This window comes from Bacteroides sp. Phil13, from assembly GCF_001940965.1.
Lineage (GTDB): Bacteria > Bacteroidota > Bacteroidia > Bacteroidales > Bacteroidaceae > Bacteroides > Bacteroides intestinalis.
The window spans coordinates 52,815-66,179 of record NZ_MSHA01000093.1 but is presented as its reverse complement, the minus strand read 5'-3'; the positions used below and the strand labels follow the sequence as shown (position 1 = coordinate 66,179).

Sequence of the window (13,365 nt, the reverse complement as noted above, 5' to 3'; positions counted from 1 at the left end):
TTCATGCGTATCGAGTGGGAATTGAAGAACTTCCTGATACCGCAAGAGAAAATTGAAGATTATTTTGCTACGTTGTACGCACAGAAATATGAAATGTTTTTCCGTCTCTATTTCTCGGATACGAAACCACGCATGGCAATATTTGTATCTAAGATGTCGCATTGCTTGTTCGATTTGCTGGCACGCTATACAGCAGGAGAGTGGAATGTCGAGATTCCTCTTATTATAAGCAACCATCCCGACTTGCAACATGTAGCCGAACGTTTCGGAATACCTTTCTATCTGTTCCCTATTACAAAGGAGACTAAAGAAGAACAGGAGAAAAAAGAAATGGAATTGCTGGCAAAGCATAAGGTGAACTTCATTGTACTGGCGCGTTATATGCAGGTGATTTCAGAGCGGATGATTGATGCCTATCCCAATCGGATTATCAATATTCATCACTCTTTCCTTCCTGCATTTGTGGGAGCAAAACCTTATCATGCAGCATTTGAGCGTGGTGTGAAGATCATTGGTGCTACCAGTCATTATGTAACAACAGAACTGGATGCAGGACCGATTATTGAACAAGATGTAGTTCGTATCACTCATAAAGATACTGTAGAAGATCTTGTTAATAAGGGGAAGGACTTGGAAAAGATCGTTCTCTCGCGTGCCGTGCAGAAGCATATTGAGCGCAAGGTGCTGGCATATAAGAATAAAACAGTGATATTTAGTTAAGGTATATTCATGAAAGTAGCGATTATCAAATATAATGCGGGCAATATTTATTCGGTGGATTATGCGCTGAAGCGTTTGGGCGTGGAAGCTGTGGTAACGGCGGATAAAGATGAATTGCGTGCGGCGGACAAAGTGATCTTTCCAGGTGTGGGTGAGGCGGAAACCACCATGAAGTTTCTGCGTGCCAGTGGCATGGATGCATTGATTAAGGAACTTAGACAGCCTCTTTTAGGGATATGTCTGGGTATGCAAGTGATGTGTCGACATTCTGAAGAGGGAGGAGATGTAGATTGTCTGGGTATTTTTGATACGGAAGTGAAGCGTTTCGTTCCACAGAAGCATGAGGATAAAGTGCCTCACATGGGTTGGAATACGCTCACAGAGACGAACAGTGGCTTATTCAAAGGCTTTACAAAAGAAGAGTTTGTCTATTTTGTGCATAGTTTCTATGTTCCCGTCAATGAATATACGGCTGCTGTGACGGACTATATACAACCGTTTAGCGCTGCCTTGCATAAGGATAATTATTACGCTACCCAATTCCATCCGGAGAAAAGTGGAGGTGTGGGAGAGCGTATCCTGCGCAATTTTTTAGAATTATAATTAAGTAGATGCATATATGATAGAGCTTATTCCTGCAATAGATATTATCGACGGAAAGTGTGTGCGCCTTTCGCAAGGTGACTATGACAGTAAAAAGGTGTATAACGAAAATCCGGTAGAAGTGGCCAAAGAAATGGAGGCACACGGTATTCGCCGGCTTCATGTGGTAGATCTGGACGGAGCGGCTTCTCATCATGTAGTCAATTATAATGTTTTGAATAGAATCACTTCACAGACTTCCCTGATAGTTGATTTCGGTGGTGGCGTGAAAAGTGATGAAGACTTGAAAATTGCTTTCGAGAATGGGGCACAAATGGTTACAGGTGGCAGTATTGCGGTGAAAAATCCTGAACTATTCTGTCATTGGCTGGAAGTTTACGGCAGTGGGAAGATAATTCTTGGTGCGGACGTGAAAGACCGGAAGATAGCTGTGAATGGCTGGAAGGACGAAAGTGCCTGTGAATTATTTCCCTTTCTGAAAGAATATGTAGAGAAAGGCATTCAGAAAGTAATTTGCACGGATATTAGTTGTGACGGTATGTTGCAGGGGCCTTCTATTGAACTGTATAAGGCAATGCTGGAAGAACATCCTGATCTTTACCTGATAGCAAGTGGCGGTGTCAGCAGTATGGAAGATATACGTGCATTGGAGGCGGCTGGAGTACCGGCTGTAATTTTTGGTAAGGCTCTGTATGAAGGGCGTATTACTTTGAAGGAAATTGAAAGAATGATGCAGGGTTATTGACGAATCATTCTCATGAATATAAATCGTTAAAACAAAACAGAAGTGTTAGCGAAAAGAATTATTCCCTGTCTTGATATCAAAGACGGACAAACAGTGAAAGGAACCAATTTCGTCAACCTGCGTCAAGCGGGCGATCCGGTGGAACTGGCGCGTGCGTATAGTGAGCAAGGTGCTGATGAATTGGTTTTTCTGGATATAACAGCCAGTTTTGAAGGTCGCAAGACATTTGCAGAGTTGGTAAAACGCATTGCTGCCAATATCAGTATTCCGTTTACGGTAGGTGGCGGTATCAACGAATTGAGTGATGTAGATCGTCTGCTGAATGCCGGTGCAGATAAAATTTCTATCAATTCTTCTGCAATTCGCCGTCCCGAACTGATTGATGAAATAGCTAAAAACTTCGGTTCGCAGGTATGCGTGCTGGCGGTAGATGCCAAACAAACTGAAAAAGGCTGGTGGTGCTATCTGAATGGAGGCCGTGTAGAAACAGATAAGGAACTGTTTACCTGGACCAAAGAAGCCCAGGAACGTGGTGCCGGAGAAATACTTTTCACCAGCATGAATCATGATGGCGTAAAGACCGGATACGCCAATGAAGCACTTGCTGAAATGTCTGACAATCTCTCTATTCCGGTAATTGCATCGGGCGGAGCAGGAGCAAAAGAGCATTTTCGTGATGTGTTTTTGCAAGGAAAAGCAGATGCAGCGTTGGCAGCCAGTGTTTTTCATTTCGGAGAAATTAAAATTCCCGATTTAAAATCGTATCTTTGCGCCCAGGGAATACCAATGCGGGTGATGTAAAAGTGATAGAGTGGCAAAGTGATAAGGCGATAAAGATGACAGAATATTACCGCATCATGCTGCATAGCAATTAATAATTTATAGCTTATAATTAATAATTACCTAAATGGATTTTGATAAAATGAACGGACTTGTTCCGGCAATCATACAAGACGCAGACACCGCTAAGGTGTTAATGTTGGGCTTCATGAATAAAGAAGCTTACGACAAAACGGTAGAAACCGGTAAAGTGACTTTTTTCAGCCGCACCAAGAACCGTCTTTGGACGAAAGGTGAGGAGAGTGGTAATTTTCTGAATGTCGTTTCTATCAAGGAAGACTGTGATCAGGATACATTGCTGATTCAGGTACATCCTGTGGGACCAGTTTGCCATACAGGCACGGATACATGCTGGGGTGAGAAGAATGAACAGCCTGTAATGTTCTTGAAGCATCTTCAGGATTTTATTACTAAGCGCCATGAAGAGATGCCGGAAGGTTCTTACACAACCAGTCTGTTTGAGTCTGGTGTGAATAAAATGGCGCAGAAAGTGGGTGAAGAAGCTGTGGAAACAGTGATCGAAGCTTGCAACGGAACTGATGAACGGTTGATCTATGAAGGAGCCGATTTGATATACCACCTCATCGTGCTGCTAACATCCAAAGGATACAGTCTGGAAGATTTGGCACGCGAATTGCAGGAACGTCATAGCGCTTCGTGGAAGAAACACTAATTAATTAATAGTTAAAAAATAATAATTAAACGGGAATGGCTGAACCGCTAATACGATATAAAGATGTGGAAGTACACCAACAGGACTTGTGCGTGCTGAATGAGGTAAACCTCGAGCTGCAGAAGGGAGAGTTTGTGTACCTGATCGGTAAGGTAGGTTCGGGTAAGACCAGTTTGCTAAAGACACTCTACGGAGAACTGGATATCACTGCCGGCGAAGCAATGGTACTGGGGTATGATATGAGTCGCATTAAGCGCAAGCATATTCCACAGTTGCGTCGTAAGTTGGGCATCGTGTTTCAGGATTTCCAACTGTTGACGGACCGCACGGTGAACGATAATCTTGCTTTTGTATTGAAGGCTACGGGCTGGAAAAACAAATCGGAAATAAAAGATCGTATCGCTGAAGTGCTGATACAGGTAGGAATGGGTAATAAAGGGTACAAGTTCCCTAGTGAACTTTCGGGAGGCGAACAGCAACGCATCGTTATTGCCCGTGCTATGCTCAATTCTCCGGAGATTATCTTGGCGGATGAACCAACCGGTAATCTGGATGCGGAAACGGGACGTGCTATTGTAGGACTGTTACATAACATCAGTCGCACGGGTGGCTCACTGGTATTGATGACTACGCACAACCTTCATTTGCTTCACGAGTTTCCGGGACAGGTATATCGCTGTGCAGGTCATCAGATAACAGATGTAACGTCTGAGTATTCGGGTATGATGCCGCTGTAGAAGAAACAAATAACAATATATAATCATTTAATACAGGAACGAAAATGAAAGTTTTAAAGTTTGGAGGTACTTCCGTAGGTTCTGCACCGCGGATAAAGGAAGTAGCCAAATTGATCACTGATGGTGAACAGAAGATAGTTGTACTCTCGGCTATGTCGGGCACAACTAATACATTGGTGGAAATTTCGGACTATCTGTACAAGAAAAATCCGGAGGGTGCCAACGAAATCATTAACAAGCTGGAGGCTAAATATAAACAGCATGTGAATGAGTTGTATTCCACTCCTGAGTATAAACAGAAAGGCCAGGAACTGATTAAATCTCATTTTGACTACATCCGTTCTTATACCAAAGACCTTTTCACACTATTTGAGGAGAAGGTGGTTCTGGCACAGGGAGAACTGATCTCTACTGCCATGATGAACTATTACCTGCAAGAGTGTGGAGTGAAGTCCATTTTGCTTCCGGCTTTGGAATATATGCGCACCGATAAGAATGCAGAGCCCGATCCTGTATATATTAAGGAGAAACTTCAGATGCAGTTGGAATTGCATCCCGGTGCTGAGATTTACATCACACAAGGATACATTTGCCGCAATGCTTACGGAGAAATAGATAATCTGCAACGTGGTGGAAGCGACTATACCGCTTCTCTGATCGGTGCAGCTATCAATGCTTCCGAAATCCAGATATGGACCGATATCGACGGTATGCACAATAATGACCCGCGTATTGTTGACAAGACTGCTCCTGTACGTCATCTTCATTTTGAAGAAGCTGCTGAGCTGGCTTATTTTGGTGCGAAGATTCTTCATCCCACTTGTATACAGCCTGCCAAGTATGCCAATATACCGGTGCGTCTGCTGAATACGATGGATCCGACTGCTCCCGGTACTATGATTTCCAATGATACTGAGAAGGGTAAAATCAAGGCAGTTGCAGCAAAAGATAACATTACAGCTATCAAGATTAAATCCAGTCGTATGTTGCTTGCCCACGGTTTCTTGCGCAAGGTCTTCGAAATCTTCGAGAGCTATCAGACTTCTATCGATATGATTTGTACTTCTGAGGTAGGAGTATCTGTATCTATTGATAATACGAAGCACCTCAACGAGATTCTGGACGACCTGAAGAAGTACGGAACCGTTACAGTAGATAAGGATATGTGTATCGTTTGCGTGGTAGGTGATTTGGAATGGGAGAATGTCGGTTTCGAAGCGAAGGCACTGGATGCCATGCGCGACATACCGGTACGAATGATTTCGTTCGGTGGTAGTAACTACAACATTTCTTTCCTCATTCGTGAGTGCGATAAGAATCAAGCATTGCAGTCGCTTAGTGATGCACTGTTCAACGAAGAATAAGAGAAATAAGAAAGTACAGATATAAAATGATATGGAGCGCAAACTACACAAATTGCACAACTCGCTGATAAAGGGCCTTGTGTAATTCGCGTAATTTGCGTTCTTTTCTTTATAAACAAAGTTTTGAAGTATGAAAGGAACATTTCCCATAGATAAATTCCGTGAGCTGCGTACCCCTTTTTATTATTATGATACGAAGGTGTTGCGCGACACTCTTTCCTGTGTGCGTGCAGAAGCTGCTAAATATGGCAATTTTGAGGTACATTATGCTGTGAAAGCAAATGCTAATCCGAAGGTACTTACCATTATCCGTGAGAACGGACTGGGTGCCGATTGTGTGAGTGGAGGAGAAGTACGTGCTGCTGTTAAGGCAGGTTTTCCTACAAATAAGATTGTTTTTGCCGGAGTGGGCAAGTCTGATTGGGAAATAAACCTGAGTCTGGACTACAATATTTTCTGTTTTAATGTAGAGTCTATTCCCGAGTTGGAGATTATCAATGAACTGGCTGCAGCTAAAGGTAAAGTGGCTAATGTCGCTTTCCGTATCAATCCGAATGTAGGAGCTCATACTCATGCAAATATCACTACCGGACTAGCGGAAAACAAGTTTGGCATTAGTATGCAAGACATGGATAATGTGATAGAAGTGGCTTTGGAGATGAAGAATGTGAAGTTTATCGGATTGCATTTTCACATTGGTTCGCAGATATTAGATATGGGTGATTTCGTTGCCCTGTGCAATCGTGTAAATGAATTGCAAGACAAGCTGGAAGCACATCGCATCCGCATCGAGCATATCAATGTAGGTGGTGGACTGGGTATTGATTATAAGCATCCCAACCGTCAGGCAATACCTGATTTTAAGGATTACTTCTCTACTTATGCCGAACATCTGAAACTGCGCTCTTATCAAACACTTCATTTTGAATTGGGGCGTGCCATAACGGGGCAGTGCGGTTCACTTATCTCACAGGTGCTTTATGTAAAACAGGGAGCAAATAAGAAATTTGCCATCCTTGATGCTGGTATGACGGATTTGATTCGTCCTGCATTGTATCAGGCTTATCATAAGATAGAGAATATTACTTCCGAGGATGCAGTTGAGGCGTATGATGTGGTAGGTCCTATCTGTGAATCGTCGGATGTTTTCGGGAAAGCGATAGATTTGAATAAGGTGAAGCGTGGAGATCTGATTGCATTACGTTCTGCAGGTGCTTATGGTGAGATAATGGCTTCGAGCTATAACTGTCGTGAGTTGCCACAGGGGTACACTTCGGACGAACTGGTGTGAAAGAATTGAATATATTGTAGGAAGCGTGTAAGACTATCATTTAAATCTTGCACGCTTTTTGTCATTTTGTATTTAATTTATTTGTATTTGAAATATGGAAATTGTCTTTTTTATTTTCAATATCTATATTTGTATGATGTGATTGGAAATGGAAAAGCAATGGAGGAGTTATACGCCGGACATATATATACTAGCTTCAAATGTACTTCTGATTTTATTTATTTAAAAAATGTTATCAAATGAACAAATGTTGTGTATCATTGTTACTTTTGTAATGATTTCAATTTAATTAAAAAATACGATTATGATTACTGAAAAATTACAGAATGCAATTAACGAGCAGATTACGGCTGAAATGTGGTCGGCTAACATGTATTTGGCTATGTCTTTCTATATGGAAAAAGAAGGATTTTGTGGTATGGCACATTGGTTGAAGAAACAGTGGGCAGAAGAGAACGAACATGCCTGTGCATTGGCTGATTACGTAATCAAACGTGGCGGTAAAGCCAAAGTTGATAAGCTGGATGTAGTTCCCAATGATTTTGGTACTCCGCTGGAAGTATTTGAACAGGTTTACAAACACGAATGTCGTGTATCCGAAATGATTGACAAGTTGGTAGATGTAGCTGCTGCTGAGAAAGATAAAGCAACGCAGGACTTCCTGTGGGGATTTGTGCGTGAACAAGTAGAAGAAGAAGCAACTGCTGCAGGCATTGTTGATATGATTAAGAAAGCCGGTGCAACGGGTATCTTCTTTGTAGACGTAAAATTGGGCGAACGTTAATAATCTTTTGATATAGAATTGCTAAGTCAAAAAAAGAGCTGCTTGATTTTTTAAGCAGCTCTTTTATTTTTGCTGTTTCAGTATTTTAATCTACCTTTGTTACTCTTTTTAACACGTACTGTGAATTACTATGCGTATGGGCAAAATAAATTTTAAATTCCTCCTTTGGATAATGTTGAGTTGCCATGTCTTGAGCGCTTGTTCGGAGATGGAAAAACGGAAAGTGCTGGTGGTGCACTCTTATGAGAAAACTTATGCTGCTTATCCTGATTTTAATAAAATGATTGCCGAAACTTTCCGGAAGAGAGGGATTGATGTCGAACTCCGTACAGTGTATTTAGATTGCGAGGCTTATCGGGATAACTTAGAATCTTTGTATCTGCACTCTCTGTTGGATGAAGTTTCCGAAAACTGGGAACCGGAAATTATATTGGTTAATGATGACCAGGCAACTTATTCACTGCTGAAGTGCGGACATCCGCTGGCGAAGCAACTCCCCGTTGTTTTTGGTGGAGTGAATTACCCTAACTGGCCTCTTATAAAGCAATATCCCAACGTGACCGGATTTCGTGATAAAATAGATTTTATGGCGAATATCAAGGTTGCGAAAGAGATATTCGGGAAGGGGATGCATCTCTTCACTATTATAGACTCCACTTATCTGGATAAACAAATAAGGAAGGATGCTTGGGAACAGTTGAAAGACGAGAAGGTGGAAGGTTTCATGAACTCAAAAGAATTCAATTCCTGGGAATGGAAGGAGTTTGTAAAAGACAAGAGTTATACGTATTTTGCCGGGCTTACTGTCCGGCTTCAGAAGGATCGTTCGGATGCCGGACTACTTTGGAGTTTGAGCCAATACACAAGAGATAGGTGTTATCTTCAATTGAAAAGGGACTTTACGACTGTCAATATCGGAAATATCTGTTCCAGCCCCAGTCTGACAGCCATTAATGAAGGTTTTGGCTATGGCGAGAAACTGTTGGGGGGATATATGACGACGATCCCAATACAGGTAGGGGAAATGGTGGATGCGGCGGTCAGGATTTTGCATGGTGAGAAGCCTTTGGATATGCCCATCGCAAACAGTGCTAAAGAGTATGTGGTAGATTGGGAGGTGATGGAGCAGAGGGGGCTTTCGAAGGCGGATATTCCAGAGAAGTATTCTATTATCCATATTCCGTTCAGTGAGGCATATCCTTGGCTGTGGGGAGGAATTATTTTCTCAATTACAGTTCTATTGATTACGCTGTTTGTCTTGTTGTTTTTCCTTTATCGTCGGGAGCAGGGGAGGAAAAAGAAAGCTCTCAATGCGCTGGAGGATGAAAAAGAAACGTTGGCGCTGGCTATTGAGGGGAGTGATACGTACGCGTGGAAGTTGGAGAATGATTATTTTATATTTGAGAGTGATTTCTGGAAGTCGCAGGGAATGATGTCGAAGGTACTTACGTTTGATAAACTCATTAAGTTTATTCATCCGGAATGCCGGGATGAGGTGGAGGAAAACTGGAGGAAGATATCCTTAATCCGTAAGGTGGCGGTGCAGGTGCGTTGCGACTTTAACGGAAAAGGATATCAATGGTGGGAATTCCGGTATAAGACCATTGCATTGCCGGATGGCGGCTATAAGGCTGCCGGACTGTTGCTGAATATACAGGACATTAAAGATCATGAACATGAACTGGAAGAGGCGCGTCTGCTGGCGGAAAAAGCTGAGCTGAAACAGTCGTTCCTGGCGAATATGAGCCACGAGATACGCACTCCGCTGAATGCGATTGTCGGCTTTTCCAATATATTGGCAGCGGATGAAGAACTGGAACCAGATGAGCGCTGTGAGTATATCAAGACGATCAACAAGAATAGTGATTTGCTGCTGATGCTGATAAATGATATCTTGGAACTTTCACGGCTTGAGTCGGGCTATATGTCCTTTGAATTTGCTCCATGCGGAGTGGAGGAATTGGTGGATGAAATCTATCAGACCCATCAGATGTTAATACCGGAACAGTTGGAATTTATTAAGGATAAGGATACAGTGCCGGTAAGGATAAATGTGGATAAAGGACGGTTGGCGCAAGTGGTCACTAATTTCCTGAATAACGCTTCTAAATTTACAGCTTCAGGGTATATCAAGCTGGGATATCGTTATTTACCTGAGACTTCGGAAGTGGAAATTTATGTGGAAGATACAGGCTGTGGCATTCCTCGCGCCGAGCAGAAGATAATTTTTAATCGGTTCTACAAGCAGAATGAATTTTCGCAAGGAACGGGCTTGGGGCTTTCTATCTGCCAGATTATTATAGAGAAATTGCAGGGGAGGATTGAACTGCACTCGGAACAGGGGAAAGGGAGCAGATTTGCGGTGATACTAAAAGCTACAAGCTACGAGTGACTTGTAGCTCGTAACTCGTAGCCTGTAACTTAGCGCACTTTAGTGCGCTAATACTCCAAGTTCTTTTCCTACCTTAATAAATGCCTCGATACATTTATCTAGATGTTCTTTCTCGTGTCCTGCCGAAATCTGTACGCGGATACGGGCTTGCTCTTTTGGTACTACGGGATAGTAGAACCCGGTTACGTAGATACCCTCTTCCTGCATGCGTGCGGCATATATCTGAGACAATTTGGCGTCATACAACATCACGGCGCAAATGGCGCTTTGAGTGGGTTTGATGTCGAAACCGGCAGCAGTCATCTTATCGCGGAAATAGCTCACATTGTTTACTAACTTGTCATGTAGCGCATTACTTTCTTTCAGCATCTTGAATACTTCGATACTTGCACCTATCACAGCCGGAGCTACTGAATTAGAGAACAGATACGGACGGCTGCGCTGACGTAACAGGTCAATGATTTCTTTCGGTCCGGTCGTGAATCCGCCCATAGCACCGCCGAAGGCTTTACCTAATGTTCCAGTATAGATATCTACGCGTCCGTAAGTTTGATACAGTTCGCTTACACCATGTCCCGTAGGACCTACTACGCCTGCAGAGTGCGATTCGTCTACCATCACTAGTGCATCGTATTTCTCAGCCAGATCGCAAATTTTGTCCATTGGGGCAACATTGCCGTCCATAGAAAATACACCGTCGGTGACTATGATGCGGAAACGCTGTGTCTGGGCTTCCTGTAGGCATTTTTCCAGTTCGGTCATATCGGCATTGGCGTAGCGGTAGCGTTTGGCTTTGCATAGGCGGACACCGTCGATGATGGAGGCATGGTTCAGAGAATCGGAGATGATGGCGTCTTCTTCCGTAAATAGCGGCTCGAATACACCACCGTTAGCATCAAAACAAGCAGCATATAGTATGGTGTCTTCCGTCTTGAAATAGTCAGAGATAGCAGCTTCCAGTTCTTTGTGAATGTCTTGTGTTCCGCAGATGAAGCGTACGGAAGACATGCCGTAGCCACGGTGATCCATCATCTTTTGGGCAGCGGCAATTAGTCGCGGATGGTTGGACAAACCCAAGTAGTTGTTGGCGCAGAAATTCAGCACTTCCTTCCCTTTTACGGTGATGGCGGCTTGTTGCGCACTCTCGATCAGGCGTTCTTCTTTATAGAGTCCGGCCTCTTTAATTTCAGCAAGTGTATTGCTGAGATGTTCTTTCATTTTCCCGTACATAGCTTTATAAATTAAAAGTTTGTCATCTTAATACTAAACGATACAAAGGACACGATTTTTCTTCAAATAAACAATAGCAAAATGATAGAATAATGAAAAAAAAGTATGTATATTTGCGCGTCTCTAAGTATGGAGTACCTTATAAATAAGTCGTATGAAGAATATTTTGGTAATTGGAGCAACCGGACAGATAGGTTCGGAACTCACATTGGAATTGCGTAAACGTTATGGGGATGACCATGTTATCGCTGGATACATTCCGAGTGCTATGCCTAAAGGGGAATTAAAGGCATCAGGTCCTTCAGCTATTGCCGACGTGACCGACCGTCAGTCTATTGAAGTGGTGGCCCGCCAATTCAAGATTGATACGATTTATAATCTGGCAGCTTTGCTTTCGGTTGTTGCTGAAAGTCGTCCGGCCATGGCTTGGAAAATCGGTATCGACGGATTATGGAATGTACTGGAAGTAGCGCGCGAGTATGGTTGCGCAGTCTTTACCCCGAGCTCCATCGGTTCGTTCGGAGAAGCTACACCTCATGTGAAGACTCCGCAAGATACGATTCAGCGCCCCCGTACCATGTATGGTGTAACCAAAGTAACTACTGAATTATTGAGCGATTATTATTATACTAAATACGGTGTAGATACCCGTGCGGTTCGTTTTCCGGGTATTATCTCCAATGTGACCCCTCCGGGTGGAGGTACTACCGACTATGCAGTCGATATATTTTACTCCGCAGTGAAAGGTGAAAGGTTCGTATGTCCTTTGAAGCCTGGTACTTATATGGATATGATGTATATGCCTGATGCACTGAATGCAGCTATTTCATTGATGGAGGCTGCTCCGGCACGTCTGAAGCATCGGAATGCTTTCAATATCGCTGCTATGAGCTTTGATCCGGAAGAGATCTACCAGGCTATCAAGAAGCATGTGCCCGACTTTGAAATGGTATATGAAATTGATCCATTGAAGCAATCTATTGCCGACAGTTGGCCTGATAGTCTGGATGATACCTGTGCTCGTGAAGAGTGGGATTGGAAACCGCAATATGATTTAGAGTCCATGACAGTGGACATGCTTGAGAAGTTAAGAGCTAAACTAAATAAGTGACCTGATGAGGTCTCGGTAAAGAATGAGAAAAATAGGATTGGGGTTCTTTCTTCTCGTTTTCTTGATGTCATGCGGCAACAAGAAAACGAAGATGGACCCTTTTGCGACAATCACCAATTTGGTGGATTCAGCTTCACATAAGGCTGATACTGTGCCGGATGTTGAAGAGGATAACGACCCTAAGCCCATAGAAGCGGATGAATTATTTGATGATTTTATCTATAGTTATGCTTCGGATGACGCCCTGCAACGGCAGCGGACCAAATTCCCATTGCCTTTTTACAACGTCGATACATCTTCGAAAATAGAGAAGGAGGATTGGGAGCATGATTATTTGTTTACCCAGCAGAGTTATTATACATTGCTCTTTGATGATGAAGATGATCTGGAATTGGTGGGAGATACTGCACTTACTTCTGTACAAGTGGAATGGATTTTTCTTGAAAACCGTATGGTGAAGAAATACTATTTTGAACGTACTAAGGGTGTGTGGATGTTGGAAGCTATCAATCTTCGCCAGATAGAGCAGGGGGAAAATGAAGACTTCGTTGCGTTTTACTCTCGCTTTGTAACCGACAGCATTTATCAGAGTCGACATATCCGGGAGCCTTTGAAGTATATCACAATAGATCCGGATGATGAGTTTTCTATTCTGGAGACTACGCTTGATTTGAATCAGTGGTATGCTTTCCGCCCTGTATTGCCTGTGGATAAACTATCCAATATCAATTATGGACAGAAGAATAGTGATAACTCAAATACGAAAATCCTGAAGGTGAACGGGATTGGAAATGGATATACCAATATCTTCTATTTCCGCAGACATCGTGGAGAGTGGGAGTTATATAAATATGAGGATACGAGCATTTAAGATT

Annotated in this window: 13 protein-coding genes; 12 read left to right on the top strand and 1 reads right to left on the bottom strand. The window is 42.9% G+C overall.

What is annotated here, in order from left to right; genetic code table 11:
• From purU to BWI44_RS18645, 10 genes are all read left to right on the top strand, one after another.
• The coding region (gene purU / locus BWI44_RS18690; RefSeq protein ID WP_286815902.1) for a formyltetrahydrofolate deformylase at nt 1–720 on the top strand (720 nt) is incomplete at its 5' end.
• 9 nt (nt 721–729) lie between these two features.
• Nucleotides 730–1,323: an imidazole glycerol phosphate synthase subunit HisH gene (gene hisH / locus BWI44_RS18685; RefSeq protein WP_007216310.1), complete on the top strand. Its 594-nt coding sequence runs from the start codon at nt 730–732 to the stop codon at nt 1,321–1,323.
• A gap of 16 nt (nt 1,324–1,339) precedes the next feature.
• Nucleotides 1,340–2,068: a 1-(5-phosphoribosyl)-5-[(5-phosphoribosylamino)methylideneamino]imidazole-4-carboxamide isomerase gene (hisA, locus tag BWI44_RS18680; RefSeq protein WP_195209691.1), complete on the top strand. Its 729-nt coding sequence runs from the start codon at nt 1,340–1,342 to the stop codon at nt 2,066–2,068.
• 42 nt (nt 2,069–2,110) lie between these two features.
• Nucleotides 2,111–2,869, top strand: coding sequence for an imidazole glycerol phosphate synthase subunit HisF (hisF, locus tag BWI44_RS18675; RefSeq protein ID WP_007665009.1), 759 nt, complete (start codon nt 2,111–2,113; stop codon nt 2,867–2,869).
• A gap of 106 nt (nt 2,870–2,975) precedes the next feature.
• Nucleotides 2,976–3,581: a bifunctional phosphoribosyl-AMP cyclohydrolase/phosphoribosyl-ATP diphosphatase HisIE gene (gene hisIE / locus BWI44_RS18670; protein WP_044532491.1), complete on the top strand. Its 606-nt coding sequence runs from the start codon at nt 2,976–2,978 to the stop codon at nt 3,579–3,581.
• Nucleotides 3,582–3,616: 35 nt separating this feature from the next.
• Entirely contained in the window at nt 3,617–4,318 is a 702-nt protein-coding gene (locus BWI44_RS18665; RefSeq protein WP_195209690.1) for a cell division ATP-binding protein FtsE, read from the top strand.
• Between the two features lie 44 nt (nt 4,319–4,362).
• On the top strand, nt 4,363–5,682 hold the full coding sequence (locus BWI44_RS18660; protein WP_138292582.1) for an aspartate kinase: 1,320 nt from the start codon (nt 4,363–4,365) through the stop codon (nt 5,680–5,682).
• Between the two features lie 130 nt (nt 5,683–5,812).
• Entirely contained in the window at nt 5,813–6,973 is a 1,161-nt protein-coding gene (gene lysA, locus BWI44_RS18655) for a diaminopimelate decarboxylase (RefSeq protein WP_195209689.1), read from the top strand.
• A gap of 304 nt (nt 6,974–7,277) precedes the next feature.
• Nucleotides 7,278–7,757, top strand: coding sequence for a ferritin (locus BWI44_RS18650; protein WP_025831173.1), 480 nt, complete (start codon nt 7,278–7,280; stop codon nt 7,755–7,757).
• 130 nt (nt 7,758–7,887) lie between these two features.
• A complete protein-coding gene (locus tag BWI44_RS18645; RefSeq protein WP_195209688.1) occupies nt 7,888–10,149 on the top strand; it encodes a sensor histidine kinase in 2,262 nt (753 codons plus the stop codon).
• A gap of 39 nt (nt 10,150–10,188) precedes the next feature.
• Here the strand turns inward: BWI44_RS18645 and kbl are convergent, their stop codons facing one another.
• Nucleotides 10,189–11,379: a glycine C-acetyltransferase gene (kbl, locus tag BWI44_RS18640; RefSeq protein ID WP_007664997.1), complete on the bottom strand. Its 1,191-nt coding sequence runs from the start codon at nt 11,377–11,379 to the stop codon at nt 10,189–10,191.
• Between the two features lie 154 nt (nt 11,380–11,533).
• On the opposite strand from kbl, the gene BWI44_RS18635 reads away from it, so the two are divergent.
• Nucleotides 11,534–12,490, top strand: a complete 957-nt coding sequence (locus BWI44_RS18635) for an NAD-dependent epimerase/dehydratase family protein (protein ID WP_138292438.1) — start codon at nt 11,534–11,536, stop codon at nt 12,488–12,490.
• Nucleotides 12,491–12,512: 22 nt separating this feature from the next.
• Nucleotides 12,513–13,361: a DUF4348 domain-containing protein gene (locus BWI44_RS18630; RefSeq protein ID WP_195209687.1), complete on the top strand. Its 849-nt coding sequence runs from the start codon at nt 12,513–12,515 to the stop codon at nt 13,359–13,361.
• Nucleotides 13,362–13,365: the final 4 nt, after the last annotated feature.